This is a genomic window from Zafaria cholistanensis (assembly GCF_008580665.1).
Lineage (GTDB): Bacteria > Actinomycetota > Actinomycetes > Actinomycetales > Micrococcaceae > Zafaria > Zafaria cholistanensis.
In genome coordinates this window covers 64,575-90,293 of sequence record NZ_BKDJ01000005.1, presented here as the reverse complement: position 1 = coordinate 90,293, position 25,719 = coordinate 64,575, and the positions used below count along the sequence as shown (strand labels likewise).

28 protein-coding genes are annotated in these 25,719 nt (G+C 69.8%); 14 read left to right on the top strand and 14 right to left on the bottom strand.

Going from position 1 to position 25,719, the window contains the following annotated elements; genetic code table 11:
• Positions 1-155: 155 nt before the first annotated feature.
• The gene (locus NCCP_RS06385) at positions 156-1,082 is read left to right on the top strand and encodes an NAD-dependent epimerase/dehydratase family protein (RefSeq protein WP_149956411.1); all 927 of its coding nucleotides are present in this window, start codon (positions 156-158) and stop codon (positions 1,080-1,082) included.
• A gap of 213 nt (positions 1,083-1,295) precedes the next feature.
• Entirely contained in the window at positions 1,296-1,964 is a 669-nt protein-coding gene (locus tag NCCP_RS06380) for an alpha/beta hydrolase family protein (RefSeq protein ID WP_149956410.1), read from the top strand.
• Positions 1,965-2,094: 130 nt separating this feature from the next.
• Here the strand turns inward: NCCP_RS06380 and NCCP_RS06375 are convergent, their stop codons facing one another.
• On the bottom strand, positions 2,095-2,835 hold the full coding sequence (locus tag NCCP_RS06375) for an SDR family NAD(P)-dependent oxidoreductase (RefSeq protein ID WP_149956409.1): 741 nt from the start codon (positions 2,833-2,835) through the stop codon (positions 2,095-2,097).
• 167 nt (positions 2,836-3,002) lie between these two features.
• Between NCCP_RS06375 and NCCP_RS06370 the strand changes: the two genes are divergently transcribed.
• Positions 3,003-3,566: a TetR/AcrR family transcriptional regulator gene (locus tag NCCP_RS06370; RefSeq protein ID WP_225873719.1), complete on the top strand. Its 564-nt coding sequence runs from the start codon at positions 3,003-3,005 to the stop codon at positions 3,564-3,566.
• Positions 3,567-3,578: 12 nt separating this feature from the next.
• On the opposite strand, the gene NCCP_RS06365 is transcribed toward NCCP_RS06370, so the two are convergent.
• Positions 3,579-4,028: a TIGR00725 family protein gene (locus NCCP_RS06365; RefSeq protein WP_149956407.1), complete on the bottom strand. Its 450-nt coding sequence runs from the start codon at positions 4,026-4,028 to the stop codon at positions 3,579-3,581.
• Positions 4,029-4,373: 345 nt separating this feature from the next.
• Between NCCP_RS06365 and NCCP_RS06360 the strand changes: the two genes are divergently transcribed.
• Positions 4,374-5,006: a uracil-DNA glycosylase family protein gene (locus NCCP_RS06360; RefSeq protein WP_149956406.1), complete on the top strand. Its 633-nt coding sequence runs from the start codon at positions 4,374-4,376 to the stop codon at positions 5,004-5,006.
• Positions 5,007-5,083: 77 nt separating this feature from the next.
• Here the strand turns inward: NCCP_RS06360 and NCCP_RS06355 are convergent, their stop codons facing one another.
• Positions 5,084-5,575, bottom strand: coding sequence for a hypothetical protein (locus NCCP_RS06355; protein ID WP_149956405.1), 492 nt, complete (start codon positions 5,573-5,575; stop codon positions 5,084-5,086).
• 211 nt (positions 5,576-5,786) lie between these two features.
• On the opposite strand from NCCP_RS06355, the gene NCCP_RS06350 reads away from it, so the two are divergent.
• The 3 genes from NCCP_RS06350 to NCCP_RS06340 all read left to right on the top strand — a co-directional run bounded on the left by NCCP_RS06350 (position 5,787) and on the right by NCCP_RS06340 (position 6,948).
• Positions 5,787-6,260, top strand: coding sequence for a DUF2975 domain-containing protein (locus NCCP_RS06350; RefSeq protein ID WP_225873718.1), 474 nt, complete (start codon positions 5,787-5,789; stop codon positions 6,258-6,260).
• Positions 6,260-6,466 (top strand): helix-turn-helix domain-containing protein, encoded by a 207-nt coding sequence (locus tag NCCP_RS06345; RefSeq protein ID WP_149956403.1) that lies wholly within the window; start codon positions 6,260-6,262, stop codon positions 6,464-6,466. The genes NCCP_RS06350 and NCCP_RS06345 overlap by 1 nt, the downstream gene beginning before the upstream one ends.
• A gap of 107 nt (positions 6,467-6,573) precedes the next feature.
• Positions 6,574-6,948 (top strand): PH domain-containing protein, encoded by a 375-nt coding sequence (locus NCCP_RS06340; RefSeq protein ID WP_149956402.1) that lies wholly within the window; start codon positions 6,574-6,576, stop codon positions 6,946-6,948.
• Here the strand turns inward: NCCP_RS06340 and NCCP_RS15545 are convergent.
• Together NCCP_RS15545 and NCCP_RS06330 are read right to left on the bottom strand one after the other, a co-directional pair.
• Positions 6,945-7,130, bottom strand: a complete 186-nt coding sequence (locus NCCP_RS15545; protein ID WP_149956401.1) for a PaaX family transcriptional regulator C-terminal domain-containing protein — start codon at positions 7,128-7,130, stop codon at positions 6,945-6,947. The genes NCCP_RS06340 and NCCP_RS15545 overlap by 4 nt on opposite strands.
• Positions 7,131-7,175: 45 nt before the next feature.
• A complete protein-coding gene (locus tag NCCP_RS06330) occupies positions 7,176-8,279 on the bottom strand; it encodes an NAD(P)-dependent alcohol dehydrogenase (RefSeq protein WP_225873717.1) in 1,104 nt (367 codons plus the stop codon).
• Between the two features lie 220 nt (positions 8,280-8,499).
• Between NCCP_RS06330 and NCCP_RS06325 the strand changes: the two genes are divergently transcribed.
• Both NCCP_RS06325 and NCCP_RS06320 read left to right on the top strand, forming a co-directional pair.
• Complete coding sequence (locus NCCP_RS06325) at positions 8,500-9,210, top strand: TetR/AcrR family transcriptional regulator (protein ID WP_225873716.1); 711 nt, start codon at positions 8,500-8,502, stop codon at positions 9,208-9,210.
• The gene (locus NCCP_RS06320) at positions 9,191-9,481 is read left to right on the top strand and encodes a hypothetical protein (RefSeq protein WP_149956399.1); all 291 of its coding nucleotides are present in this window, start codon (positions 9,191-9,193) and stop codon (positions 9,479-9,481) included. Before NCCP_RS06325 ends, NCCP_RS06320 begins: the two co-directional genes overlap by 20 nt.
• Positions 9,482-9,533: 52 nt before the next feature.
• On the opposite strand, the gene NCCP_RS06315 is transcribed toward NCCP_RS06320, so the two are convergent.
• Positions 9,534-10,331 (bottom strand): SDR family oxidoreductase, encoded by a 798-nt coding sequence (locus NCCP_RS06315; protein WP_149956398.1) that lies wholly within the window; start codon positions 10,329-10,331, stop codon positions 9,534-9,536.
• Positions 10,332-10,512: 181 nt separating this feature from the next.
• Here NCCP_RS06315 and NCCP_RS06310 point away from each other — a divergent pair, with 181 nt between their 5' ends.
• Positions 10,513-11,892, top strand: a complete 1,380-nt coding sequence (locus NCCP_RS06310; protein ID WP_149956397.1) for an aldehyde dehydrogenase family protein — start codon at positions 10,513-10,515, stop codon at positions 11,890-11,892.
• Between the two features lie 43 nt (positions 11,893-11,935).
• The gene (locus tag NCCP_RS06305) at positions 11,936-12,868 is read left to right on the top strand and encodes an MBL fold metallo-hydrolase (protein ID WP_149956396.1); all 933 of its coding nucleotides are present in this window, start codon (positions 11,936-11,938) and stop codon (positions 12,866-12,868) included.
• A 387-nt stretch (positions 12,869-13,255) separates the two neighbouring features.
• Here NCCP_RS06305 and NCCP_RS06300 read toward each other — a convergent pair whose 3' ends face one another.
• The 8 genes from NCCP_RS06300 to NCCP_RS06265 form a co-directional block, all read right to left on the bottom strand.
• A complete protein-coding gene (locus NCCP_RS06300; RefSeq protein ID WP_149956395.1) occupies positions 13,256-14,626 on the bottom strand; it encodes an MFS transporter in 1,371 nt (456 codons plus the stop codon).
• 8 nt (positions 14,627-14,634) lie between these two features.
• The gene (locus NCCP_RS06295; RefSeq protein ID WP_149956394.1) at positions 14,635-15,834 is read right to left on the bottom strand and encodes a cytochrome P450; all 1,200 of its coding nucleotides are present in this window, start codon (positions 15,832-15,834) and stop codon (positions 14,635-14,637) included.
• 17 nt (positions 15,835-15,851) lie between these two features.
• On the bottom strand, positions 15,852-16,832 hold the full coding sequence (locus tag NCCP_RS06290) for a PDR/VanB family oxidoreductase (RefSeq protein WP_225873715.1): 981 nt from the start codon (positions 16,830-16,832) through the stop codon (positions 15,852-15,854).
• Positions 16,833-16,999: 167 nt separating this feature from the next.
• Positions 17,000-17,788, bottom strand: a complete 789-nt coding sequence (locus NCCP_RS06285; RefSeq protein ID WP_149956393.1) for an IclR family transcriptional regulator — start codon at positions 17,786-17,788, stop codon at positions 17,000-17,002.
• Between the two features lie 102 nt (positions 17,789-17,890).
• The gene (locus NCCP_RS06280; RefSeq protein ID WP_149956392.1) at positions 17,891-18,865 is read right to left on the bottom strand and encodes an ABC transporter substrate-binding protein; all 975 of its coding nucleotides are present in this window, start codon (positions 18,863-18,865) and stop codon (positions 17,891-17,893) included.
• Between the two features lie 38 nt (positions 18,866-18,903).
• On the bottom strand, positions 18,904-19,746 hold the full coding sequence (locus NCCP_RS06275; RefSeq protein ID WP_149956391.1) for an ABC transporter ATP-binding protein: 843 nt from the start codon (positions 19,744-19,746) through the stop codon (positions 18,904-18,906).
• Between the two features lie 2 nt (positions 19,747-19,748).
• The gene (locus NCCP_RS06270; protein ID WP_149956390.1) at positions 19,749-20,534 is read right to left on the bottom strand and encodes an ABC transporter permease; all 786 of its coding nucleotides are present in this window, start codon (positions 20,532-20,534) and stop codon (positions 19,749-19,751) included.
• Positions 20,531-21,385 (bottom strand): ABC transporter permease, encoded by an 855-nt coding sequence (locus NCCP_RS06265; protein WP_225873714.1) that lies wholly within the window; start codon positions 21,383-21,385, stop codon positions 20,531-20,533. Before NCCP_RS06265 ends, NCCP_RS06270 begins: the two co-directional genes overlap by 4 nt.
• Before the next feature lie 121 nt (positions 21,386-21,506).
• Between NCCP_RS06265 and NCCP_RS06260 the strand changes: the two genes are divergently transcribed.
• From NCCP_RS06260 to NCCP_RS06250, 3 genes are all read left to right on the top strand, one after another.
• Positions 21,507-22,424, top strand: coding sequence for a LysR family transcriptional regulator (locus tag NCCP_RS06260; protein WP_172627318.1), 918 nt, complete (start codon positions 21,507-21,509; stop codon positions 22,422-22,424).
• Between the two features lie 104 nt (positions 22,425-22,528).
• On the top strand, positions 22,529-23,860 hold the full coding sequence (locus NCCP_RS06255; RefSeq protein ID WP_149956387.1) for an MFS transporter: 1,332 nt from the start codon (positions 22,529-22,531) through the stop codon (positions 23,858-23,860).
• A gap of 37 nt (positions 23,861-23,897) precedes the next feature.
• A complete protein-coding gene (locus NCCP_RS06250; protein ID WP_225873713.1) occupies positions 23,898-25,712 on the top strand; it encodes an alkaline phosphatase D family protein in 1,815 nt (604 codons plus the stop codon).
• The last annotated feature ends 7 nt before the right edge of the window (positions 25,713-25,719 follow it).

The following is a 25,719-nucleotide window of genomic DNA, read 5'->3' as shown; positions in this document are numbered from 1 at the left end:
CTTTCTGGCACGGGCGCCGGAAGGCTGAACCGTGGGCGCGCAGGGAGGGGAGCCAACGGCACCGCACTCCCGCCGCCATTCTAACAATGTGCGGCTGGCCTGCGGCTACACGGCACCGCGCCTTCCCCGGGCCGGCCCGGCCGTAGAGTGGGGCCATGCATGTACTCATCGCCGGCTGCGGGGACCTCGGCACCGAAGCCGGGCTGCGCTTTGCCGCCGCGGGACACACCGTGACCGGGTGGCGCCGCTCCCCCGAAAAGCTCCCCGCCCCCATCCAAGGCGTCGCCGCCGACCTCACCGGCGAGCTGCCCGCCGCGCCTGAGGACACCGGCGTCGTCGTCATCACCCCCGCGGCGCCCAACCGCACCGAGCAGGCGTACCGGGCCACCTACCTCGGAGGAGTAGCCCATGTCCTGGACGCGCTGGAGCGCGGCGGCATCCACCCGCGCCGGATCCTCCTCGTCTCATCGACCGCGGTCTACGGGGATGCGGCCGGCGGCTGGGTGGACGAGGACACCCCCGCCCGGCCGGCGAGCGCGACCGGGGCGATCCTGCGCGAGGCCGAGGAGCTGCTGTGGGTGCGCCGGCCAGACGGGATTGTGCTGCGCCTGTCCGGGATCTACGGGCCGGGCCGGACCCGGCTGATCGACCAGGTGCGCTCGGGGACCGCAGCGCGCCCGGGACGCCCGCAGCCGACCAACCGGATCCACCGGGACGATGCGGCGGCCGCGATCGTGCACCTCACCACCGCCGTCACGGATCCGGACCCCCTGTACCTCGGCACCGACGATGAGCCCGCGGAGCTCGCCGACGTGCTGGACTTCCTCGCCGCGGAGCTGGGCCTGCCTGGCTCAGAGCCGCCTGACCCGGAACTGCGCGGCTCGGGGCTGCCGGAGCCGGCTCCGGCCGGGCAGGGCGGTGCGCCCGCTTCCGGGGCGGTCCCCACCGGGACGCCCGGGCGCGGCGGGAATCGCCGGCTCTCCAACGCCCGGCTGAGGGGCACCGGCCTCGGACTGGAGTACCCGACCTACCGCGAGGGGTATCGGGCGATGCTCGCCGGGCGGGGCGTGCGCCACCCCTAGAAACGCTCCCCGGGGATTTCACCGGGTCCTGCGTGCCGGCCGGACAACGCGGGCTGGACAACCATAGTGCAGGAGCTGCGGGAATGGCTCGGTCATTCCCGCAACTCCTGCACTATGGTTTTGGGGCCGTTCCGGGGCCGAGCCATTTCGGGGCGGAGCCATTTCGGGGCGGAGCCAGCCGCGGGGAGGGCAGCGGTGACCTAGATTGGGGACATGCCCACCACCGAGACAGAGCTGACCATCAAGACCGGAGATGCCACGGTCCCGGCCCGTTACGCGCGCCCGGCGGATCCGGCCGCCACGGTCGTCCTGGCCCACGGGGCCGGAGCCGGCATGGACCACCCTTTCCTGAGCGGTTTCGCCCGGGCCCTGAACGACGCGCACGTCGCCACCCTGCGCTTCAACTTCCCCTACATGGCCGCCGGCAAAAAGTTCCCTGACCGCCCTCCCGTGGCGCTCGCCGCCTGGCGGGCTGCGATGGAGACGGCCCTGGGACTGGAAGAGGGCGGGCCGGTGTGGGCGGCCGGGAAGTCCTTCGGCGGACGCATGGCGTCCATGGCCGTGGCCGAGGGCATGCCCGCGGCCGGCCTGGTGTTCCTCGGCTATCCCCTGCACGCTCCGGGCAAGCCGGAGAAGCTGCGTGATCAGCACCTCTACGGGCTGAGCCTGCCGATGCTGTTCCTGCAGGGCACCCGCGATCCCTTCGCGCAGCCCGGGGAGCTGGAGGCTGTGGCCGAACGCATCGGCCCGCACGCCGCCGTCGAATGGTTCGAGGGCGGAGACCACTCCTTCCACGTCGCCCGGTCCAGGCGCTCCCCGGAAGAGGACGGCGCTTCCCTGGCCGGGACCGTCACTGGGTTCCTCGCGGCGGCCCCGGCCTGACCGCAGGCCCCGACGCAGGGAGCCTGCCGGTCACGTCCCGTCTCCCAGCCTGCGTACGACGGGCCCGCGTACGACGCGGCTGCGGGGGTTCCACGGCAACAGGAACCCCCGCAGCGGCGTCGTTGTGCGGTCAGCGGGCGGTGTAGCCGCCGTCGACCACCAGTTCGGAACCGGTCATGAAGGAGGCATCGTCGCTGGCGGCAAAGAGGATCACCGCGGCGACCTCTTCAGGGCGGCCGATGCGGCCCACAGGAGTGGTGCCGACCAGGAGGGCGCGGTCGGTCTCGCCGAGGATGGGGGTTTCGACGAAGCCCGGGTGCACGGAGTTCACGCGCACGCCCTCGGCCGCCCAGCCCAGGGCGGTGTTCTTGGTCAGCGTGCGGACCGCGCCCTTGGCCGCGGCATAGGCCGGGGAGGTGCCGAATCCGCCGACGATCCCGAACATTGAGGACACGTTGACGACGGCGCCGCGGCCCGAGGCCTTGAGCGCCTCGGCTGCGGCCTTCTCCCCCAGGAACACGCTGGTCTGGGTGACCGCGATGACCTGCTGGTAGGTCTGGTAGGCGGTCTCCTCGATCGCAGCGGTGTCCCCGATACCCGCGTTGTTGACCAGCACGTCCAGCCGCCCGAACTCGGACAGGGCGAAGGCCACGACGTCGGCCCAGCCGGCCTCGCTGGTGACGTCCAGGTGGAAGGCGCGGGCAGTGCCGCCGGCGGCCTCGATCTCCCGCACGGCTTCCGCCGCCTTGTCATCCTGCAGGTCAGCAATGATCGCCGTCCCGCCCTCGGCCGCGAAGCGGAGGGCCGTGGCCCGGCCGATCCCGCTTGCTCCACCAGTGATGATGCCGACTCGTCCGTCAAAGCGGGCCATGGGTACTCCTTTGTCCTGTGTTTTGCGGGTCCTGCTGCGGATGCCTGCCGGGTGCCCGTTGGCGGTCCGGCCAATTCTCCAACATATGTTGGATAGTTTGACCCTACTCCGGTCCCCGGAAAAAGGCGATGCGGTTTTCGCGAAAGAATGGAGGCATGGATCCACGCATGTCACGCAGCCGCGCGAAACTGGCCGGGGCGGTACTGCGGCTGGCCGCCGAGCGCGACGTCCCGACGCTGACCGTCGCGGAGATTTCCGCGGAGGCCGGAGTCAACCGGTCGACGTTCTACCAGCACGCCCCCTCCCCGGCCGCGCTGCTGTGCACGGTGCTCTCCGCGGAACTGGACGCCCTCCGCGACCGGCACCTGGCCGCGGCGGACGGGGACATCCGAGCGGCCCTGGCAGAGGTGATGCTGGCCGTGATGGAGCACATCCAGGACCACTGGGGCATCTACCGGCGCGGCCTGGCCGGCTTTGGCGAGGCCCCCGGACTGCAGGCCATGCTCGGCAGCCACTTCGAGGCGTCGGTGCGGATGGTCTTCGACTCCCGCCGGGTCAGGATCCCGCGGCGTGCCGGCCGGCCGGTTCCGGCGGCCATGGCGGCGCGCTTCATCGCCTATGGAGTGGTTGGTGCGATCGAGGCCTGGGTCCTGGCCGATGACCCCGAACCGGCCGCGGAGGTGGCCGCGGACCTGCGCGCCCTGATGCCCGGCTGGTGGCCGCTCACCTGAAGCCGCACCGGGCTATGCGGCCGCCAGGAGCCGGCGTACGGCACTCTCCACGGAGTCCATGCGGATGGGGCCCTCCGCCGGGAACTCCCAGCCGCCGATCGCGAACACCGGCACGCCGGTCCGGCAGGCCAGTGCGATTTCGCTGGCGGTCCCCCAGCTGCCGCCCACGGCGATAACGCCGCCGCAGGAGCGCACCAGCAGGGCGTTGCGCATCTCCCCCAGCCCGGTCGGGATGGACACCTTCAGGTACGGGTTCGCTCCCTCCCGGCGACTGCCCGGCAGCAGCCCGACCGTCATTCCGCCGTGCTCGAAGGCACCTTGGCTGGCGGCCGCCATTACCCCGCCCAGGCCGCCGGTCACGACGACGGCGCCGGCCCGGGCAAGCAGCCTGCCTGCCTCGTAGGCAATGGCGCACTCGGCATCGGTGGCGCCCTCGCCGGGGCCAACGATGCCTGCATACATTCCTGGCCCCTTCCGGTTCCGCCCCACCTGACCCGCTCCGCGAGCCCGACCCGCGAACCCCTGGAAGCCGAGCTTAGGAACCTCTTCGCCATACTTCCAGCGGTGGGGCCGCCGAAACCGCGAAGCGCCTTCTGATTCAGGCGGCTCCCGGGCCGCGGTGGAACCGGCGTAGGCTCGGAGGCATGACGGACTGCTTTGGGGGCGCCGTCGTCGTAAGGACATGCCCGCCACGGGGCGGAACACCCTGGCCACACTGGCCCCGGCGTCGAGCCAGACATGCACCATGACGAATGCACCTTGACGAATGCACCATGACGAAGCAGAAAAGGGACCAAAATGCGCAACATGTCATCGCCGTCGCACGTGAAGGACGCGGAAGCCCGCATCCACGAAGAAAACATCGAGGCTGTGACCCGGCTGTGCCGGGAGCTGCAGGACGGCGTCCCCGGGTCCAAAGTCCCCTTGGTGGATCCGGTGCACGACGTCGGCGAGGCACGGATCATTTCCCTGCAGACCGCGCCCGGCCCGGGTGCATCCTCCGGATTCCTGTCCCTGGAAAACGATGATCCTGCCGCTGTCCGGCTTGCCGAAGCCTACGCGGCCGCTGGCCTGCAGCCCCGCCACGGCATCCCCTGGAACGCCTACCCCTGGGAACTGCCGGCGGAAACCGGCATGAAGCTGACCCCCACCCAAATTAAGAAGGGCGTGCGGCCCTTCCGCAGGTTCCTTGCCGAACTACCGCGGGTCTCGGCCATCGTGGCGCACGGGGGCTATGCGCAGAACCTCATTGCGGAATTCACCAAGAGCGGCGGAGACCTCATCCTGAGCGAACGGGGCATCAAGGTATACAAGGTCCGCTCCGCCGGCACCCGCGCCTTCGCCGGAAACGGCACCCAGCAGGAGGCATGGTTCGTGGACATGGTCGACGCCTACACCGATGCGATGGGGCGGGCCGGACTCGCCCGGCCCGCCCGGTAGGGAAGGGCTGCCGGAAACGCCTTATCTCCAAGTGGCGGCGGGGTGGCACCTGCAGTGCTGTCCCAGGCCACGCAGCATCAGCGCAGGATCTCCACCAGCGCGACCCAGGAAAACAGCACCGCGCCGACGATGGCCAGGACGCTGCCGGCGCCGATCCACCCGTAGCCGCTATCCGCCCCCGCCACCAGCATTACCGCACCAATGGTGAACGCCACCGGCGGCAGGATTCCTACCAGCACCTTCAGCACGCGCCGGGCGGCATGCTGCCCCTCCTCGCGCAGGATCGCTCGGGCGGCGAACACCTCGAGCAGCCACAGGAGCACCACCCCGGCCAGGACCTCCAGGCCCAGCAGCCACCCCGGCTGGCCGGGGATCAACCCGAGGCAGGAGGCAGCCATGCCGAGCGTCAGCGCGCCGATCGCAGCGCCCGCACGCGAGGGCAGCGTGGCCGTCCTCAGGATCTGGGCGATGTTGACTGACATGGCCACGATCAGCAGGCCGGCCAGTGCCGCGCCGGCACCGGCAATGGCAAGGTTGAAATCCGCCCACTCCCCCGCGGTGCTTTCCATGGCCGGACTCTACTGCCCCGCCCCACCGGGCGGGAACGGGTGTCCCGGCCGCCCCGCACCGGCGCGCCCGCTGATGCCGCGCGCCCGGGTCAGATACAGGGCACCGGCCCTTCCCCGCCCCCATGCCCCCGCCGCTCGGGAAAACGCGGCGCAGGCACCCTTGGTATCAATTGATTTTCGATAGATTTCGAGCGACACTCAATATATGAAAATGACGCACTTCGCGGTCGCCGCTCTGCGTATCCTGCTGGTGGCCGCGTTCGCTCTGCTGCTGCTGCTGCAGACGATGTCCTTCCCCGGCCAGTTCGCCCACATGGCCCAGGAGTCGCCCGAGCGGGCCTACCTGCAGTGGCCGCTCACCGCCTTCGCGGTGGTGGAACTGCTGTGCGTGCAGGTGGTGATCGTGAGCACGTGGAAGCTCCTGACACTGGTCAGGCGGGACCGCATCTTCAGCGGCGCCGCCACGGCCTGGGTGGACGCGATCGTATGGGCGGTCCTGGTCGCCTGGGCCCTGCTGTTCGCCCTGTTCCTGGCCGTGGGCTTCACGGCCGACGATCCGGGCGTGCCGCTCATGCTCTTCGTGTTCGTCGTCGGCGGGGCCGTGATCGGGCTGCTGATGCTGGTTCTGCGGGAGTTGCTGCGCCAGGCGACCACCCTGCGCAGCGACATGGAGGCGGTGATCTGATGGGCATCGTGGTGCGCCTCGACGTCGAACTCGCCAAGCGGAAGATGAGCGTGGGCGAGTTTGCCGACAGGGTCGGCCTGACCCCGGCCAACGTGGCGGTGCTGAAGAACGGCCGCGCCAAGGCCATCCGGTTCAGCACCCTGGAGAACATCTGCCGGGTGCTGGGGTGCCAGCCCGGTGACCTGCTCGAGTGGGTGGAGGACTAGCCGCCACGGATGAACGCACCAGTCAAGGGGCACCGCTCCGGCAGATCGGAGCGGTGCCGAAGGGCAAGATCCCCACGCTGTCAGCGGCGGTCAGTAACGTCGGCACCATGATTGATTTCAACAACGGCTCCCTTTTCAAGCTCAGCCCCTGCCACCCGGGCGACGTCGCCGGCGAGGTGGCTCCGCTCTTCGTCCCGGAGGAAAATCTTCTGGCCGCCTTCAAGGGCGTCCGGGACTTCGTCGCCTTTACCAACAAGCGGCTCATCGCCGTCAATATCCAGGGCATGACGGGCAGGAAGCGCGACTTTACCTCCCTGCCCTACTCGAAGATTCAGGCGTTCTCGGTGGAAACAGCGGGAACCTTCGACCTTGATGCCGAGCTTGACCTCTGGTTCAGCGGCCTGGGGAAGGTCCGCTTGGAATTCAAGGGACAGGTGGACGTTCGCTGGCTTTCACAGTTGATCGCTTCGCACGTCCTCTAAGGAACCAGCCGGCATCCGGGCACCCCCATCCCGCGGGGGAAGCACTCCAGCGGCAGGTTCGGGTCGCGGCAGGGCACTCGCCGCCAGAGCCTCAGCATGAGGATGCAGTAACGGAACGCGTCCCGGCAGGGCGCCCACCGGGAGGCGCCGGCTCCCAACGAGACCGGAGTTGTGCCGGGCATGGACGCCCGCAAGCAGGCACAGCTCAGGCAGCGTTCACCCAAGCCTCACGGGACCACCACGGCCTTGCCGCGGACCTTCCCCGCTTCAAGGTCCCGCAGCGCCTCCGGCATCCGCTCCAGCGGGTAGGTCCGGCCGATCGCCGGGACCACCTGGCCCGCTGCGGCCATTTCGGCGAGCCGCTCCAGGTCCGCGGCACCCTCGCGGGCGAACATCATGACCAGCCGCTGCCGGATGAACGGCGAGAGCGCCAGCGCCCTGAACTGCCGCCCCAGGCCCGTCCAGCGCCCCGCGTCCTCCCCTCCGACGATCACGGCCGTGCCCGCGGGGGCCAGTGCCCGGCGCAGGCGGCCCAGCGGGGAGTTGCCTCCGATGTCGAGGATGAGGTCGTAGCGGCACGATCCGTCCGCGAAGTCCTCCCGGGTGTAGTCGATGGCGCGGCGGGCGCCCAGCGCACGCACCAGGTCAAGCTTGGCGGTGCCGGACACGCCGGTAACCTCCGCCCCAAAGGCCGCAGCCAGCTGGACGGCGTAGCTGCCCACGCCGCCGGAGGCTCCGATCACCAGGACCTGCTGCCCGGCCCGGACGCGCCCGGCGTCGCGCAGTGCCTGCAGGGCCGTGGAGCCGGAGACCGCCAGCGCCGCCGCCTGCTCGAAGCTCAGTTCCGCGGGCTTGCGGGCCAGCTTGGCCTCGGATGCCACCGCGTACTCGGCGAAACTGCCCCGCCCATAGCCGAACACCTCGTCGCCGACGGCGAAGCGCGTGACCTTGGAGCCCACGGCAGCCACGGTTCCGGCCACGTCCATCCCGGGCACCTGGTTCCGCGGCCGCCGCAGCCCCATGGCCAGCCGGATGGCGTACGGCGTTCCGGTCACCACGTGCCAGGTCCCGCGGTCCACGCCCGCGGCGCGGACCTCCACCAGGACCTGGTCCGCCGCAACAACGGGCCTTCGCACCCGCCCCAGGTGCAGGACGTCGGCGGAACCGTATTCCTCCTGCATGACGGCCCGCATCGTGCCCTCCGGGGCTGACGCAACGACGCCGGGGCCGCCGGCCCCGGCGCCGGCGGCGTCCAGGCCCGCGGTGTCCGGGACGGCGGCGTTCCGGGACTGATGCTGGCCGATGGTTGGGTGCTGCCTGGCGCTGTCCATGGGGTTTCCTTCCAGAGGTGTTGAGCGGGGAGCACGAGTGAAAAACAGTTCCCGTACTTAGTACGGACACTAACGTACAAAGTACGGAAGTGCTAGGGTCAGACGCACCATGCCGGATAAAGGAATCACGCAGAAGGACCCCAAACCCGCCGCCACACCCTCGCCACTGAGCGGTGTACCTCTGGACCGTGCGCCCCTGACCCGTGCGCCCCTGACCCGTGTGCCCCTGACTCGGGAGCGGGTGCTGCGCGCCGCCGTCGACCTGGCCGATGAATCCGGCATCACCGCGCTGACCATGCGTTCGCTGGCCCGGGCACTGGGGGTCAAGCCGATGTCTCTCTACCACCACGTGGCCAACAAGGAGGAGATCCTCGACGGCCTGGTGGACCTGGTCTTCGCCGAAATCGAACTCCCGGTGCCCGGCCGCGACTGGCGTGCGGAACTCACCCGACGGGCCGTGTCCGCCCGCAGCGTGCTGCGCCGCCACCCGTGGGCCGTGGCCCTCATGGAGTCGCGCACCTCCCCCGGTGCCGCGACACTGCGCCACCATGACGCGATCTTGGGGGTCCTGCGCGGGGCCGGCTTCTCCGTCCCCATGGCTGCGCACGCTTACGCCCTGCTGGACGCCTACGTCTACGGCGCCGCCGTGCAGGCCAATTCCCTCCCCTTCGACGGCCCGGGTTCCGCTGCCGAAGTCGCCGGGCCCATCGCCGCATTGTTCGAATCGGGCGAGTACCCGCACCTGCTCGAACTGGCCACGCAACACGTCATGCGTCCCGGCTACGACTTCGCCGGGGAGTTCGGGTTCGGGCTGGAGCTGCTGCTCGATGCCCTGTCCCGCGCGCTGCCGGACGGGCCCTCGGATTTCGGGCCCGGAAGGCCTAAAATTGCCCACACGGAACGAAGGGCCGGTGAGCGCAATGAAGCGTGAAGAGCACCCCAGCTACGACTCCGAGCATCCGATGGAGCGGCTCGGTCCCAAGCCCCTGCACGGTTCGGCCACGAGTCCGGGGCAACCCAACCTGGCCGCAGCGCAGATCCCCGGACCGGGAGTGGGCCGCGTGGTAGCCGGCGAGGACGGACGGCTCACCGATGCCGCCGCCGATCCCTGGGAACTCCAGGGTCACTTGGGCTCCCAAGGCTCCCAAAGCTGGTTCAGCCGGCTTTTCGGGCGCGGCCGCAAGAACCGCAAGAAGACCTGAGGCCCCGCCGGTGGAAAGCCGGCAGGGCCTGCAGAGCGGTGGACGTCGTTATTTAGCCTGCAACGAGCGCGCCGGTGGTCCGGTACGCTGTCAGGCCGCCATCAACGCGCAGGTCCGACCCGTTCACCCAGGCTGCGGCGTCGGAAAGCAGGAACGCCACCACGCGGGCGATGTCTTCCGGCTCGCCGAACCTGCCCAGCAGTTGTGCGGCGCCCTCGACTTTGTCCCGCCCGTGATCGTTCTTGAAATCCTCAAGAATCGGCGTCTGTACCGGACCGGGGCTTACGGAGTTCACCCGGATGCGGCGCGGCAGCAACTCGGCCGAGAGCCGTTCGGTCAGGAAGCGGACACACTGTTTGGAAAACAGGTAAGACTCCCCCGTCGCATGCTCGTCGCCGGATACCGAATCGAGGGCAGCCTCCATGTCCTCGGCCAGGGAGAACCGGGCGCAGGCCTCGGCCAGGCCGCGCCACTGGAAGGCCACGGACGAGGCCAGGTTCACCACGGCGGCGCCTTCCGCCAGCGTCGGCGCCAGCGCTCGCGTGAGCTCGCGGAGCCCGAACACGTTGACCCCGAGCACGGTGCGCCACGGGGCGGTGCCCGGGACGCCGGCGATGTTCGCCAAGCCCCCCAGGCCCTGCGGGGCGGCGGCGGCCACTTTGGCGGCGGCCGCGCGGGCCCCCCCGGGGGTGGACAGGTCGGCTTGGACAAACGTGCCGGAGAACGCCGCCGGAACGGTGCGGTCGATACCGATCAGCGTGGCTCCAGCCCCGCTGAGCAGCGCGGCGGTTGCCGCTCCGATGCCGGAGGCGACCCCGGTGATGGCGATCGGCAGCTCTGTGTTGGTCATCTCTTGCGCATACTCCTTCGTCCCGACGAGGACGCGTCGGCTGGTGTTCCTCATGTCCATGGTGCCGCCCCCGGAATGGCTCAGCCCGCCTTCTTTCCATCCAATGGAAATAGGGCGGGCGCAGCCGCACAGCGACAGGGATGCTTGAATCCACGCATCATCGGCCCCGGAAGGACCACCCATGCCACACGCCGCCTACGACGTCCTTGATCCCGCGACTCTTGAGGTCGTTGGCCAGGCCCCCGAACACACTGAAGACGACGTCCGCACGGCCATCGGGACCGCCAGGGCCGCCGCCGCGCCGTGGGCCGCTGACCGCGAGGCACGCCGTGCCACGCTGCGCGGGATGGCCGAACTGGTGCGCGCCGACACTGAACGGCTGGGGCGCATCCTTTCGCTTGAGCAGGGGAAGGTCCTTGCGGAGGCGATCGGGGAGTTCCGCGTCGCGGCCGGGCTGTTCGACTACTACGCCGATTTGGAGTGGGACGAGGTCGAGCCGCTGCCGCCGCGTGGCGGCCGCACGCTTGAGGTGCACTATCGCCCGGTGGGGCTGGTCGGAACCATCACGCCGTGGAACTTCCCCATTTCGCTGCTGTGCGTCAAGCTTGCCCCCGCCCTGGTCGCCGGCTGCACGGTCGTCGCGAAGCCGTCGGCGACCACTCCCCTTTCCACGATTGCGCTGGTGGAGGTCCTCAACCGCGCGCTGCCCCCCGGGGTGCTGCAGGTACGCACCGGCAGCCGGCGCACGGTCAACGTCGCCCTCAGTTCGCTGCCGGGTATCCGGAAGATCTCCTTCACCGGTTCCACCGAGGTCGGCACCTCGGTGGCGGCCCAGGCGGCCGCCACCGTCAAGCGCGTGACCCTGGAACTGGGCGGCAACGACCCCGCGATCGTCCTGGATGACGCCGACGCCGAGACCACCGCCCGCGGAATCGTCGGCAGCGCGTTCCGCAACGCCGGCCAAGTGTGCATGGCGGTTAAGCGCGTCTACGTGCCGCGCCGCCGGGCAGCCGAGTTCGCCGAAGCCATCTCCGCCGCCGCGGCCGCCCACGTCCTGGGCCGCGGGATTGCTGAGGGAACCACCTTGGGTCCCATGCACAATGCCTCCCAGCTGCGGATCGTGCGAAGCATGGTGGACGACGCCGTGGCCTCCGGTGCGCGCATCGCCACTGGCGGTTCCCGCGGCTGCGACCTTCCCGGGTACTTCCTGGCCCCCACCGTGGTTGTCGACGCGGAGCCGGGCATGCGCCTGGTGGACGAAGAACAGTTCGGCAGCGCGCTGCCGATCGTCGCCTACGACGACTTGGACGCCACGGTGGAGCACGTCAACGCCGGCGAGTTCGGGCTCGGCGCCTCCGTCTGGTCGCCCGACCCGGTCCGCGCCCACTCCGTCGCCTCCCAACTGGAGGCCGGGACCGTATGGGTCAACCAGCACACCGTCGTCGAGCCCGACGCGCCGTTCGGCGGCTGGAAAGCCTCCGGCCTCGGCAGGGAGCGCGGCCGGTGGGGCCTGGACGAATACCTTGAGACCCGCACCCTCAACATGCGCGCGCACGCTTAGTTCCGCATCCCAGCCCCTGTCCCCAGCCCACAAAGGAACGCCCATGAACCCCACCACCGAACTCATCACCTTGGGCACGGCCGCCGGTCCGGCCATCCGCGGCCCGGAGGGCGGCATCGCCAGCGCCGTCGTCGTCGACGGCTCCTTCTACATGATCGACTTCGGCCTCGGCTGCGTCCGCGCGGCCCACCAGGCCGGCCTCCGAGGCCGTGACTTCGTCGCCGGCTTCGTGACCCACCTGCACTCCGACCACGTTGTGGAGCTTCCGGGTTTCCTCCTGTGGAACTGGGGCGCGCCAGTGGACGGCTACACGCACCAGGTCGGGATCTACGGTCCCGGCCGGGACGCCACGCATCCGCGCGGCGGCTCACTGGCGGGCACCGGCCAGCTGGTGGAGCACACGCTTGAGGCCTTCTCCTACGACCTTGACATCCGCGTGACGGACGAGGCGCGCCCAGACATGAAGGACCTGGTCAAGGCCGTGGAGATCGACACTCCCGCCCACGGCTCCGCCGCGGCCGGGCGGCCCTTCGCCGTCTACGAGGACGCGAGGGTCCGCGTTACCGCAGTGCTGGTTGAGCACCCGCCGGTCCGCCCAGCACTGGCCTTCCGTTTCGACACGGCTGCCGGTTCGATCACCTTTTCCGGGGACACCGCCGAATGCGACGCCCTGGTCCGGTTGGCCGAGGGCACCGACATCCTGGTCCACGAGGCCGTGAACCTCGATTTCTTCGCCTGCCGCGGCTTCGACCCGGTGTTCATTAACCACCAAAGCGAGTCGCACACCTCTCCCGAGGGCGCCGGCCGCGTCGCCTCGAAGGCGGGAGCCGGGCGGCTGGTGCTGTCCCACCTGGCCGGCGTCGCCACGGTGGAGGAGTGGGGCCAGCGCGCCCGGAGCACCTTCTCAGGCCCGGTCGATGTGGCGCGCAGCGGCGACCGTTTTGCCCTCGTCCCGGCCTTGGCGCCGGCCACCTGAGCACGCGCCGCCCCCGCAAAAGGGGAGGGGTCGGTCCCGCGGGACCGGCCCCTCCCCTTTTGCGCCGCCTGAGCGGTGCTGCCAGTTCGGGGCCCGGCCCGAAGGCAGGCCCTGTTGCAGCGACAGCGTTGCGGCGGCCCCCGGCGCTGCATAATCCATGGGGCGCCGCCCCGCGTGCCGGAGGACCAGCCACGGGCAGGGAAGCGAGGAGAAGGGAGGCCGTTCCAGGCCCTTCCGGTCCGGCTGCCGGGTGCCAGGCAGCCGGTGGCGGATCCCCGCAGGTTCCCGGTCAGGCGGAGGAGTCCGGACGCGCAAAAAGCCGGCGGTGCCGCCGTTGCGTCCTTCACGGAACGAACGGCGGCACCGCCGGAATCGGGCGTACCCCTGTCAGGGGGCGGGTGCGACGTCCAGTCCCAGCCGGCGGCGGTCCCGCTGCTGGTTGATGAACAGGCACCCCAAGACACCTGTCACGGCCAGCATCCCGCCGGTGAGCAGGAACGCGTTGGAGTAGCCGATTGCCGGTGTCGCCGCAGTGCCGACCAGGAAGCCGACGACCATGGGCGCCAACAGGCCGCCGGCCGTCAGGAAGGCGTTGGTGATCTGCAGGAGCGCTCCACGCTGGGCGATGCTGGTGGTTTCCGCCGCCACGAGGTACGTCAGGGCGAACAGCGCCGGCGCGGTGCCGAAGCCCAGCATGAAGCAGATCGTGGCCAGCACCGGAGCGGTGGCAACGGTTCCGGCGATGACCAGCAGACCGGCTGCCGCCGCCGAAACGCCCAGCACAAGGCCGCGGGACTTGCGGGTGGCGATGCCCCTGTTGCCCAGGAACTGGGTCAGCCAGCTCAGGCCCACCGTGGCGATGGCGCCCCAGACGGCGGGCAGTGCGATCAGCGAGCCGGCCTGCTGGGTGCTGGCTCCCATCACGGTCTGGTAGTACGCCGGCAGCCAAGTGGTCGCCACCGTGAACGTCCAGTAGCCCAGGAAGGAGCACAGCACGGCAAGGATCCAGCTCGGAGTAGCGAAGGACTTGCGGTAGGCGACCTGGGTGTCAGCCGCGGCCGCGGCCGCTTCGTCAAATTCGGTAATGCCCTCGATCTCGCGCTCGACCTGCATGGAGGAGTATGGGCCCTCTTTGCCGATGAAGACCCACAGCAGGGACCACACCACGCCGATCACTGCCAGGAAGACGAACGTGGACCTCCACCCGAAGTCGGCACTGATCCAGGCCAGGACCGGGGCAAAGGCGACAATGCCCAGGGTGACGCCGGAGGTCGCGACGGCGGCCGGGGTGGCCGACTTCTTCGAGGGGAACCACTTGTAGATCGAATGCATGGTGATCGGGGCCAGCGGCCCTTCGCCCGCGCCGAGCAGCAGGCGGCTGAACCACAGGGCCGGCAGCGAGGCGAAGACGAAGATCGGGACCTGCGCGACGGACCAGATCAGGCACAGGGCCAGCAGGATCCACTTAGACTTGACCTTGTTGGCGATGGGCGCGGCAACGAATTGGGCGATGCCGAAAAGCATGAAGACGGCACTGCCGAGCAGGCCGAACTGCTGGGGGGTGATCTTCAGTTCGGTCATGATCGGCATCGCGACGATGCCGAGGATCGCCTTATCCGCCCAGCTGACCATCATCAGCAGCAGCAGCATGACGGTGATAGTCCACCCATAGGCGGAACGCTTGCGCGGGGACCAGCCGGCGGGGTCGTCTGCGGGTCGAAGGGCCTTCACGGGGCGTGGAGTTGCGTCGATAGCCATGGGGTTCCTCAGGCGGCGGTGATACGCACGGGTACGGATTCGAAGCCGCGCAGGACGTTGTGGATGATCGGCACGGGCTCGCCCGCGGGCTCAATCGTGGCGATGCGCGGCAGCAGCTCCTGCAGGACGATCTCCATCTCGAGGCGGGCGATCGGCTGGCCGACGCACTGGTGTAGTCCCATCCCGAAGGCCACGTGGCCGGAGGAACTGCGCTCGAAGCTGAACGTGTCGGCGTCGTCCCCCCACTTGCGCGGGTCCCGGTTCGCGGCGCCGATGAACAGCAGGACCTTGGAGCCGGCCGGGATCCGCACGCCGCCTAGGGTGGTGTCCACCGTGACGGTGCGGTGGAACTTTTGGAACGGCGACTCCAGCCGCAGGGCTTCGTCGACGGCGAACTTGGCCAGGGTCGGGTTCTCGCGCAGCCGGGCCCAGGCTTGGGGGTTGCGGGACAGGACGGAAAGCGTGTTGCCGATGCCGAACACCGTGGTGTCCACGCCCGCGGAGAGCAGGGCCCGCACCAGCAGCGTGGCCTGCTGTTCGGTGATCAACCCCTCCCCCACCTTGTCCCAGATGCGGGCACCGAAGCCGGCGTCGTCCAGCGACTCGCGGGCGCAGCTCTTCATGACCGCCGCGGCGTGCTCGTCGCCGTGGGCGAAGGCCTGCTGGAAGATGTAGTTCTCCGGGCCGAACGCGTTGAAGACCATGTTGCCGTAGGGCAGCAGGTGCTCGCGCCCCTCGTCCGGGATCCCGACGGCATCCGGGAAGACGCGCAGCGGGTACTTTTCCGCCAGGTCCTTGATGACGTCGAAGCCGGGGCGGCCGGCCAGTTCGGTGGTCAGTTCCACGGCCGGCGGGGTGAAGGGGCCGCGCAGGGCGCGCACGGTACCTGGGTTGATGACGCCGGTAAGTGCGCGGCGCATTACCGTGTGAATGGGCGGGTCCGATTCCAGGATGCTGGGCGGGCGCCATCCGGCGTCCTTGCGAATGTCGCGGGGCCCGAGTCCCCCGGAGGAGCAGTAGGTCTCGAAGTCGGTGAGGACCTCGTAGACCTCCTCGTAGCCGGCGACGGCGTAGCTTCCCGTGGCCTCGAGCCAGGAGACGGGCCCCGCGTCCCGAAGGCGCGCCAGGAAGGGATAGGGATTGGCAATGATGGCCGGGTCGAACGGATCCTCGGCGAGGACGGCCGGCTCATGCGTGCTGGTGGTCATGGTTGCTCCTGGAGGGATCAGAGGTCGAGAACAAGACGGCTGCAGCCGGCGGCGGCGCGGGAGACGCACACCAGCATGATTTCCCCGGACTCCTTGTCCTCCCGGGTAAGGACGGCATCGCGGTGCTCGGGCTCCCCGGAGACGATCCGGGTTTCGCAGGTACCGCACAGTCCCGCGCGGCAACTGGACAGCACGCGCGCGCCCACCTGTTCGACCGCCTCGAGGATGGTCTGGTTGGTGTCGACGGTGACAGTGCCGCCGGTGCGGGCCAGTTCCACCTCGAACGGCTCGGAGTTGGCGCCGGCGCCGAGGGCATCGGCGACGAAACGTTCGGTGTGCAGCGCACCCGGGGGCCAGCCCATGCAAAAGTCCTCCACCGCGCTCAGCATCCCGCCCGGACCGCAGGCATAGACCTGCATGTGGGCGCGCGGCATCCCCAGGATTCCCTGCAGGTCCATGCGCCCCTCGGTGTCCTCCGCGAGGATGCGCACGCGTTCCTCCCCGTACCGGGCGACCAGGGCATCGGCGAAGGCCATCGTGGAACGGCTGCGCCCGCCGTAGTGGAGGGTCCATTCGCGCCCGGCCGCCTCGGCGGCCTCGATCATCGGGATGATCGGCGTGATGCCGATACCGCCGGCAAGGAAGAGGTACTTGCGCGAGTCCGCAAGCGGGAAGTTGTTGCGGGGCGCCGAGACTGCCAGAGACGAACCGACGGCAAGCTCCTGATGCACGTGCTTCGAGCCGCCGCGCGAATCCGGCACGCGGAGCACGCCAATGCGCAGGGTGGACAGGTCGCTGGGAGCGGAACACAGCGAGTACTGGCGAACCAGGTCCTCGCCCAAGTGCACGTCGATGTGCGCGCCCGGCCCCCACGCGGGGAAGTCCCGGCCGTCGGCCCGGCGCAGCACCAGGGACACGACACCTTCAGCGACGTGCTCCACCGCGTGCACGGTGGTGTCGATGATCGCGGGGGCCATCACTGGGGCAGTGGTTGTCATGCTTGACCGCTCCTAGTACTCAGGGGTTCGCCATCACCGGGGGAATGGTGCGGCCGTGCTCACCATGCTAGGTGTCAGGCGCCACACGACCCTCCCGTCCTTCCGTCCAATGGAAAGAACGGGGTGTTCGATGGGACGGGACCCCGGCAGACCCTCGGGTGGTGACGCTAGTAGGAGGCGCCTGCTGCCAAGCGGCGGGCGATGCTTCGGGCCGCGATACGCAGCACCGGCACCACGGTGCCGACGGCGGGGGGCCGACCCTGTGTGACCACACCGACCGCGGCCGGGCAGGTGCCGTTGGAAAGGAGAACCGGCACCGCGAGGGCGAAGTTGTCCAGGCCGGCCTCTTCGCTCGTGGTTGCGTAGCCGCGGGACCTGACCTGCTCGATCTCCGTCACCAAGACCTGTGGGTCGGTGATGGTGTGCGGAGTGAGCCTCTCGAGGCGGCCCAGGGCGAGTTCCAGCATTGCCGGGGGCCCGAAAGCCAGCAGGACCTTCCCCGCGGCGCTGGCGTGCAGTGGCATCCGGGCCCCGACCCGGCGGAAGGGCAGGCCAGCCCGCGTTCCGGAAATGCGCTCGAGCAGCAGCGCCTCGCCGTCGTCGAGGATGAAGAGGTTGACCACGTTCTGGGTCACGAACAGGACGTCCTGCATGTAGGGGGCGGCCAGTTCGGCGATGTTCTGCCGGACCGGCGCCAACATTCCCAGCTGCCAGATCCGGTGCCCCACCACGAAAGTACCGCCAACCCGCTCCAAGGCGCCCCACGCCAGCAATTCGCCGGCAAGCCGGTGCGCGGTGGCCACGGGCAGCCCCGCCCTGCGGGCCATGGCACTGAGCGAGAGCCTGCTGTGATCGGCGTCGAAGGCACCGAGCATGGCCAGCGCCTTGGCCGTGACAGTGCTCTGGGGCGCCGTCTCCCCTTCCGCCTTGGGCTGGCGCGGATGCGGGTTGGCCATGGGTCCTCCTCCGGACGGCGTCCCGATAACGTCCCAGCGGACCGCTTGCCGGCAGGAGCCCTTCCGGGCCGGACCCCTTTGGCACCCGGCCCGGAAGGGCCGCTACTTGAGGATCGCGCCCTCAACATCCATGTCGGTGGTCAGGAAGCCGTTTTCCTTCATCTTAGCGGCCATGTCCTTCATGCCGGCCACGTTGAAATCGGTGTTGTAGGCGGGAAGGTTCACGGACTCCGCGACATCTTCCGCCATGCCGCCATGCTCCACGAGGGCCTTGCGCAGCACTGAGGGGTCCTTCGCGACAAGTTCGTTGGCCTTGGCGATGGCCTCGCGGAACTTGGCGATCGCATCCGGGTTCTGGGCGGCGAACTGCCGGGAGGCGAAGTACAGGGTGTGCGTGGTTCCCGCCGGGTAGACGTCGGTGTACAGCGGCGAGATGCTCTTGGCCCCACCCTTCAGGTTCTGTGACATGAACGGCTCGACCGGCAGGATCGCGTCCACCCGCTTCTGTTCCAGGGCCGCCTGCATATCCGCGAACGGCATGGCCACGAACTGCACCGCCGACGGATCGCCGCCGTCGGCCGCGATGCGCGCGGCGGCGGCGACGTGCGGAAGCGAACTCAGCGCGTTGACGGCCACCTTCTTGCCTTCCAGCTCGCTGGGGGAGGAGATGCCGCTGTCGGCCCCCACCACGAACGCGCCGGTGTCTTCGCCCTTGGCGGCCGAGGTGTTGCCGGCGCTGGCCACGGCGGCCACGGGAATCTTCTTTTCGACCGCCGTCAGGAACGGCGGTGTGGCCGCCGTTCCAATGGTGAGCTGCCCGTTGAGCACGGACGGGACAATCGAAGCGGCGTTGGACATGGACTCCACGGTCACATCCAGTCCGGCCGCGTCGAAGAAGCCTTGGTCCTCCGCGACGTACACGGGGAAAAATTCGGCGACGGGGATGAGTCCGACCTTGAGTGCGGCGGGGCCCGCGGCCGGGGCGGATGGCGCCGCTGCGGGCGTGGATGAGCCGCAGCCGGCCAGCATCAGGGACAGCGCGGCCGCGGCCGCGAACGTGGTCTTGGTTCCTCGCATGGGAAGTGTTCCTCTCAGTGGGGTCTGACGGGGCGAGTTCACGCGTCGGCGCGGTTGCGGACGGTGTTGGACTTCGCGGCCTGGATCTGCTCGAAGACGAAGGCGCGCAGTTCGGCGAACCGCGGCTCGCGCTTGGTGTCAACCTGGTGGCGCGGATGGGGCAGGTCCACGGTGATGTTGTGGCTGACCGTGGTGGGCGCGCCAGAGAGGACGATCACCCGGTCGGCGAGGTAGACCGCCTCATCGATGTCGTGCGTCACGAACAGGACCGTGGTGTCGTACCTGTCCCGCACCTCGAGGACCAGGTCCTCCAGGTCGATCCGGGTCTGGGCATCGACGGCGGCGAACGGTTCGTCCATGAGAAGCACGTCGGGCTGGTAGGCCAGGCCGCGGGCGATCGCCGCCCGCTGCTGCATGCCCCCGGACATCTGCCAGGGGTACAGGTGCCCCTTCCCGGCCAGGCCCACGCTCTCCAGCGCCTCGTCGATCCGGGCCTGGCGCTCCTGCTTGGGGAACTTGTTCCGCAGAGGCAGCGCGATGTTGGCGCGGACGGTCATCCACGGCAGCAGGCTGCGGCTGTAGTCCTGGAAGACGACAGCCAGCTTGGCGGGCGGTTCGGTGACCTCCTGGCCCTCGAAGTCGGTCCGGCCGCCGGAGGGCTTGAGCAGGCCGGCGATGCACTTGAGCAGGGTGGTCTTGCCCGACCCGGAGGGCCCGACGACGCAGACGAACTCCCCCCGCCGGACCTCGAAGTTCACCCCGTCCAGGATCTGGACCGCGGACGGGCCGGTGCCGTACGACTTGCGCAGGTCGACCAGTTCGACGACGGCCTCGCCGGCCGGAGCGTCCCCGGTCCGGGTTTCGATGATGGACTGTTGCATGGTTATGCTCCTTCTGCCGCGCGGCGCATGCCGTGCTGCCAGTTCAGGACCCGCTTCTCCACAGCAAGGAAGACGAGGGTGGACAAGTATCCGATCAGGCCCAGCACCAGGGTCCCGGCCCAGGTCTGGGCCACGGCGAAGGTCTGCTGGGAGTTGAGGACGTAGTAGCCGACCCCGCTGGCGGCGGCGACCATTTCGCTGACGACAATGAGAATGATGGACAGCTGCAGCGTGGTGCGCAGGCCCGCGAAGACCTGCGGAGCGGCGTTGGGCAGCGCCACGGAGAAGAGCCGCTGGGCGAAGGTGAGCCGGTAGCTGCGGCTCATGTCGGCGACTTGGCCGTCGAGGCTTCGGATGCCATCGGCCGTGTTCAGGACGGTGGGCCAGATGGCTCCCATGACGATGATTGCCACGTTCATGGTTCCGGTGATGCCAAAGAGCAGCAGCCCGATCGGCAGCAGAACCGGCGGTGGCAGCGACCTCAGGAACTGGACCACCGGTTCCGCGGCCTCCCGCGCGGCGGGCGAGAGGCCCAGCCAGGTGCCAAGCGCGATGCCGCCGGCGGCGGAGATCAGGAAGCCCAGGACAAACTTGCCCAGCGAGGGCACCAGGTCCGTCGCCGCCCGGCTTCCCAGCCAGTCTGCCGCGAACGTTTCCAGGATGGTCGACAGCGGCGGGAAGTAGATGTTCTGGCTGCCGGCGGAGGCGTACCACCACACGATGGCCAGCAGGACCGGAAGCCACAGCCGCAGGGCGGCGGTCCGCAGGAGCGGAAGCGCGCGGTTCATGCCTGGGTGTCCTTTCGCTGGGAGGGATGCCAGAAGAGCAGGGGGCGTTCCGCGGCGGCGAAGGCCCCGTTGATCAGCAGGCCCAGCACGCCGGTGGTGAGGATGAGCGCGTACATGCCGGGCAGGTTTCCCGCGGATTGGGCGATAACGATCTCCCGGCCCAGCCCGGCCGCGCCGCCAATGAGTTCCGTTACCACGGAAACGACGAGGGCGATTGACGCCGACACGCGCAGCCCGGTGGCCGCGAACGGCAGCAGGCCCGGCACGACCACCCGGCTGGCGGTCAGCCATCCGCGCAGCCGGTAGCTGCGGGCCATGTCCAAGGCGACGTGGTCCACCTGTCCGATCCCGTACACCATCTGGGTGAGGAACGGCCACAGGGCGCCGAAGGCGATGAGCGCCAGTTTCATCGTCTCGGAAGGCCCCCACAGCAGCAGGCCCAGCGGGATCATGGCCACCGGCGGGATGGGCTTGAGGAATTCAATGATGAACCACGTCGATTCCCGCACGGCCCTGGACAGGCCGATCGCCAGGGCCAGCGGCACCGCCACGAGGACCACGAGGCCCAAGCCGGTCAGGGCGCTTGAGAGCGTGTAACCGACGGCGGTCCAAAAGGCCGCGTCGGCGGCGAAGGCGGCCCATGCGGAGAGCACCTGGCTCGCGGGCGGCATGGACGCCGCCGGCAACAGGCCCGTGCGCGATGCGCCCTCCCACGCCAGCAGGAGAACGGCGACGGTCGCGGCGCCGCGCCAGCGCAGCCGGCGCAGTGGCAGGGCGCCCAGACCCGGGGCGAGGCTTCGACGCCGGCCCGCAGGGCGTTGCGGAGCGCTGTCGGCAACAGAGAGAGTCACTGCATGTCCTTCGGTGGGTGCGGCGGGGACAGATCCCCGTACGTCTTGCAGTGATCAGTGTGATGCGCGCCTCAGGCATTCGTCCATTATCTTTTTAAAGGGCGTGCCATATATTTCTTGTATGGAATTGCGTCAGCTCGAGTACTTTCTGCGCGTGGCCTCGGAGGGCTCGATCTCCCGGGCCGCCGAATCGCTGCACATGACCCAACCGCCGCTGTCCATCTCGATCGCCAAGCTGGAGGCCGAGCTTGGGCGCCCCCTGCTTTCCCGCGAGTCCCGGGGCGTCAGGCTGACGGAAGCCGGCGCGCATTTCGCCGAACAGGCCGAGCGGATCCTGCAGGACATCCAGCAGCTGCGCGAGGACATGCGCAACGACGCCGTCGGCACCGCGGGCCGACTCTCCCTCGCCTCGGTACCCACCATCACCTGGTTCCTGTTGCCGCAACTGCTGCGCAGGTTCATAGCGGAGTCGCCTGCCACCGACGTCACCGTCGCTGACCCGCCGCCGGCCAAGGTCATCGAAATGGTGCTGGGCCACGAGGCGGACGTCGGACTGATCGCCACCCCCAGCTGGAGCCAGCTGCAGGAGTCCTACCGCTCGTCCCTCAATGTCCTGCATGCCGGCGACCTGCGGATGCTGCTGGCGCTGCCGCCGTCGTTCTCCGACGCGCCGGAGCCGCTTAGCCTGGCGGACCTGCACGCCCAAACGTGGATCATGCCCCGGCGCTCGCTGCGCATCCGGGGCCTCCCCGAACTCTTCGACGCGCTTTGGGAGCGTCTGGGACTCACCCCACCCACCATCCGGCGGGTGGCCACGCTCCAGACGGCCATCCCGCTCGTGGCGTCGGGGATGGGGATTTCCCTGGTGCCGGAGTCGGTCCGGAGCATGGGCACGACGCCGGTCGTGTTGCGCAGCCTGGCCGAGGACGTGCCGCCGCTGCAGGCCGCCGCAATCTGGTCCAGCGAGCGTCCGCCCAGCAGGGCGGTCGAATCGTTCCTCGCCTGCCTGCGCGAGGGAGGCCTGGGCGCGACTCCCTGACAGGTGCCGCAACCGGACCTTTCCTTCCATTGGATGGAAAGGGAGGGACGCAAGCGCCCTTCTGCCGGGCAGGCTGGATGGAAGCCGCCCCAAGGAGTCCCGCCATGCCGCCAGGTCCCTCGCCCCAGGGCAGCCCCCCGGCCGACGGGAAGGGCGCATCGGCCGCCGGGGGAGGCGCCCCGCGGGCCGCTGCGGAAACCAGCCCGGGACTGCACCAGGACATCGGGTGGATCGTCGTCGTCCTTTCCGGAATCGCGGCGGCCATGCACATATGGAAACTGCCCAACGCGCTCGCGGTCATCCAGTCCGAGCTGGGGTTCACGCTCGTGGAGGCTGGACTCCTGATGGGTATCATCCAGGTCGCCAGCATGGCCGGGGGGCTGCTGGTTGCCTGGTCCGGGGAACTGTTCGGCCTGCGCCGACTGCTTGTGGCAGGCCTGGCGCTGCTTTCCGCGGGATCACTGCTGGGAGCGGCCGCCCCGACCGCGGGGATGCTTATGGCATCCCGCGCCGTCGAAGGTGTCGGGTTCCTGCTCTGCACGGTGCTGGCTCCGCCGTTGATCCAGCGCACCTGCCGCCCCGAACGAACCAACATCGCGATGGCAAGCTGGGGCGCCTTCCAGGGAACCGCGACGCTGCTGGGCTTTGCGAGCGCCGCCCTGGCACTGGGAACCATGGGCTGGCGGGGATGGTGGATCGTCATGGCCGCCGTGGCCTTGGCCCCGATGGCCCCGGTGCTGTGCTGGGTTCCGGCGGATCGGCGGACCGCCATGGATTCGGTACGCCAGACCGGGGAGCGCATGCTCACGACCCTGCGCCACCCCGGCCCGTGGATCGCCGGGGCCGTCTTTGCCGCCTACACGGTGCAGTGGATGGCGATCATGGGCTTCCTGCCCACGGTCTACGCCTCAGCCGGCCTGCAGGGGCCGTGGCCCGGCCTGCTCTCCGCGGTGGTGGGCGGGGTGAACGCTCTGGGTGCGCTCGCGTCCGGCGTGCTGATGCAACGCGGTTATCGGGCCCGCGGACTGCTGTTGGCCACCTTTGCCACGATGGCCGCCTCGTCCGTGGTGGTTTTCGCCGTCCCCTGGCCCGCCGGTGCCGCCGGAGTCGCCGGACAGTTCGCCGCCGCCGTCGCCTTCTCGCTGGTAGGCGGCATGGCGCCGGCGGTCCTGACCCGGGTGGCCGTCGACCTCCCGCCGCCGGATGGCTCCGTGCCCGCCGTGATCGGTTTGATGCAGCAGATTTTCAACGTCGGCAACTTCGTGGGCCCACCGCTGCTGGCGGCCATCGCAACGCTCACCGGCGGGTGGCAGTCTACATGGTGGATGACGTGCGGCTTTGGGCTGCTCGGATGCGCCTTGGCGTGGCTGCTTCCCAGGAACCCGGCGGAGGTCGATGCCCGCCCTTCCGCCGCGCCCGCTCCTGCGCCACGCTAGGGAACACACCGCACCGGCACGCCCGCAGGAGGTTCCCATGGCCCCGCGCCCCAGCACCTCGACCATCCCCTCATCCCCCTCCCGCACCACGGATCCGGCCCTCATCCTCGGCCCGATGCTGCGCCATGTGGACGCAACCAGCGCCACCATCTGGGTGGAGACCCGGGATGCGGCCGAGGTCATCGTGCGCTCCGGCCAGGACGAATGGTCCGCACGCACGTTCGCCGCGCACGGCCACCACTACGCGCTCGTAGGGATTGACGGGCTGGCGCCGGGCAGCGTGCGCGCCTACACGGTGGATGTCAACGGCGAGCGCGTGTGGCCCAACGGGAGCGGGTTCCCGCCATCGTCCATCGCCACGCTGGATCCCGGCCGGCCGCTGCGGCTGGCATTCGGGTCCTGCCGCACCAGCGTCCCGCACGATCCCGGGGGGAACCGCACCCACGGGGTGGACTCGCTGCGCGCGTTCGCGCTGCACCTGGCCGCGGACCCGCGGGCTCCGCGGCCGGACCTGGCCCTGTTCCTGGGCGACCAGGTGTATGCGGATTCCACCAGCAGCCAGATGCGGGACTTCATTGCCTCCCGCCGCAGCCTGCGCGAGCCCCCCGGGAAGGAACTGAAGGACTACGAGGAGTACGCGCACCTGTACCGGTTGGCCTGGTCCGACCCGGCGAACCGGTGGCTGCTCTCCACCCTGCCCACTGCCATGCTCTTCGACGATCACGACCTCCGCGATGACTGGAACGCTTCCCTGTCCTGGAAGCGCAAGATGGAAGCGACCGGCTGGTGGCAGGACCGGGTGGTGGCCGGGCTGGGCACGTACTGGGTGTACCAGCATTTGGGCAACCTCTCCCCCGCCGCGCGGGCCGAGGACCCTTTGTGGCAGATGGTCGCCGCGCACGACGGGCCCGGGGAACTGGACCTGACCGGGGAGTTGGACGCGTTTGCCGACCACGCGGACAAGGAACCGGCCAGCTACCACTGGAGCTACCGGTACGACATCGGGGACGTGCGCCTGGTGATGCTGGACACCCGGGCCTCGCGCCAGCTGGAACCAGAGCAGCGGGGCCTGCTGGACGCCGCGGCAATGCAGTGGCTGGACGGGCAGCTGCGCGGCGGGGTGCGGCATCTGCTGATCGGCAGCTCGCTGCCCTTCCTGCTGCCAACCGGGCTGCACAACCTGGAGGCGTGGAACGAGGCGCTCTGCAACGGACGCTGGGGCCGCGGACCGGCGGTGGCCGGCGAGTGGCTGCGCCAGACGTTCGACCTGGAGCACTGGGCGGCGTTCGAGCGCAGCTTCCAGCGGGTCGCGTCCATGGTGGTGGAGCTGGCCAGCGGCCAGCGCGGGCCGGCCCCGGAGACCGTCACCTTCCTGTCCGGGGACGTGCACTACTCCTACGTGGCGGAAGTGGAGCGGGAGGACGCGGCAGGAGGCGGCCAGGCGGCCGGCGCCAGCGGGGAGGGGGCCGGCAGCACCGAAGGTGCGCCCAGCCGCATCCTGCAGGCGGTGTGCTCGCCGGTGCGCAACCCCCTGCCGCGCTGGCTGCGGTTCTTCTCCGCGCTCATGTCCTACGGGCCGGCCGCGGCGGTGGGCGCCCGGCTGGCCCACTCGGCGAAGGTCCCCGACCCGCCCTTCGCGTGGCACAAGGTCAAGGGGCCTTGGTTCGACAACAACCTGGCCGTGCTGGAGGAGGTGCCCGATGGGCTGCTGGTCAAGTGGCACACCGGCGTCGTGGACGAGGGGCGGCATTGGCAGCCGCGGCTGGAGACGGTGGCCGAGCTGGTGCTGGGGGCCCCGCGTTCCCCACGGAGCCCCAGGCACTCCGTGGCCGGAAAGCGGGCCCGGCGCTGACGCCGGA

What these genes read in the sequence shown, in the direction of transcription:
- NCCP_RS06385 (WP_149956411.1), top strand. Translation starts at nt 156, where the DNA reads ATGCATGTACTCATCGCCGGCTGCGGGGACCTCGGCACCGAAGCCGGG.
- NCCP_RS06380 (WP_149956410.1), top strand. Translation starts at nt 1,296, where the DNA reads ATGCCCACCACCGAGACAGAGCTGACCATCAAGACCGGAGATGCCACG.
- NCCP_RS06375 (WP_149956409.1), bottom strand. Translation starts at nt 2,835, where the DNA reads ATGGCCCGCTTTGACGGACGAGTCGGCATCATCACTGGTGGAGCAAGC.
- NCCP_RS06370 (WP_225873719.1), top strand. Translation starts at nt 3,003, where the DNA reads ATGTCACGCAGCCGCGCGAAACTGGCCGGGGCGGTACTGCGGCTGGCC.
- NCCP_RS06365 (WP_149956407.1), bottom strand. Translation starts at nt 4,028, where the DNA reads ATGTATGCAGGCATCGTTGGCCCCGGCGAGGGCGCCACCGATGCCGAG.
- NCCP_RS06360 (WP_149956406.1), top strand. Translation starts at nt 4,374, where the DNA reads ATGTCATCGCCGTCGCACGTGAAGGACGCGGAAGCCCGCATCCACGAA.
- NCCP_RS06355 (WP_149956405.1), bottom strand. Translation starts at nt 5,575, where the DNA reads ATGGAAAGCACCGCGGGGGAGTGGGCGGATTTCAACCTTGCCATTGCC.
- NCCP_RS06350 (WP_225873718.1), top strand. Translation starts at nt 5,787, where the DNA reads ATGACGCACTTCGCGGTCGCCGCTCTGCGTATCCTGCTGGTGGCCGCG.
- NCCP_RS06345 (WP_149956403.1), top strand. Translation starts at nt 6,260, where the DNA reads ATGGGCATCGTGGTGCGCCTCGACGTCGAACTCGCCAAGCGGAAGATG.
- NCCP_RS06340 (WP_149956402.1), top strand. Translation starts at nt 6,574, where the DNA reads ATGATTGATTTCAACAACGGCTCCCTTTTCAAGCTCAGCCCCTGCCAC.
- NCCP_RS15545 (WP_149956401.1), bottom strand. Translation starts at nt 7,130, where the DNA reads ATGCCCGGCACAACTCCGGTCTCGTTGGGAGCCGGCGCCTCCCGGTGG.
- NCCP_RS06330 (WP_225873717.1), bottom strand. Translation starts at nt 8,279, where the DNA reads ATGGACAGCGCCAGGCAGCACCCAACCATCGGCCAGCATCAGTCCCGG.
- NCCP_RS06315 (WP_149956398.1), bottom strand. Translation starts at nt 10,331, where the DNA reads ATGACCAACACAGAGCTGCCGATCGCCATCACCGGGGTCGCCTCCGGC.
- NCCP_RS06310 (WP_149956397.1), top strand. Translation starts at nt 10,513, where the DNA reads ATGCCACACGCCGCCTACGACGTCCTTGATCCCGCGACTCTTGAGGTC.
- NCCP_RS06305 (WP_149956396.1), top strand. Translation starts at nt 11,936, where the DNA reads ATGAACCCCACCACCGAACTCATCACCTTGGGCACGGCCGCCGGTCCG.
- NCCP_RS06300 (WP_149956395.1), bottom strand. Translation starts at nt 14,626, where the DNA reads ATGGCTATCGACGCAACTCCACGCCCCGTGAAGGCCCTTCGACCCGCA.
- NCCP_RS06295 (WP_149956394.1), bottom strand. Translation starts at nt 15,834, where the DNA reads ATGACCACCAGCACGCATGAGCCGGCCGTCCTCGCCGAGGATCCGTTC.
- NCCP_RS06290 (WP_225873715.1), bottom strand. Translation starts at nt 16,832, where the DNA reads ATGACAACCACTGCCCCAGTGATGGCCCCCGCGATCATCGACACCACC.
- NCCP_RS06285 (WP_149956393.1), bottom strand. Translation starts at nt 17,788, where the DNA reads ATGGCCAACCCGCATCCGCGCCAGCCCAAGGCGGAAGGGGAGACGGCG.
- NCCP_RS06280 (WP_149956392.1), bottom strand. Translation starts at nt 18,865, where the DNA reads ATGCGAGGAACCAAGACCACGTTCGCGGCCGCGGCCGCGCTGTCCCTG.
- NCCP_RS06275 (WP_149956391.1), bottom strand. Translation starts at nt 19,746, where the DNA reads ATGCAACAGTCCATCATCGAAACCCGGACCGGGGACGCTCCGGCCGGC.
- NCCP_RS06270 (WP_149956390.1), bottom strand. Translation starts at nt 20,534, where the DNA reads ATGAACCGCGCGCTTCCGCTCCTGCGGACCGCCGCCCTGCGGCTGTGG.
- NCCP_RS06260 (WP_172627318.1), top strand. Translation starts at nt 21,507, where the DNA reads ATGGAATTGCGTCAGCTCGAGTACTTTCTGCGCGTGGCCTCGGAGGGC.
- NCCP_RS06255 (WP_149956387.1), top strand. Translation starts at nt 22,529, where the DNA reads ATGCCGCCAGGTCCCTCGCCCCAGGGCAGCCCCCCGGCCGACGGGAAG.
- NCCP_RS06250 (WP_225873713.1), top strand. Translation starts at nt 23,898, where the DNA reads ATGGCCCCGCGCCCCAGCACCTCGACCATCCCCTCATCCCCCTCCCGC.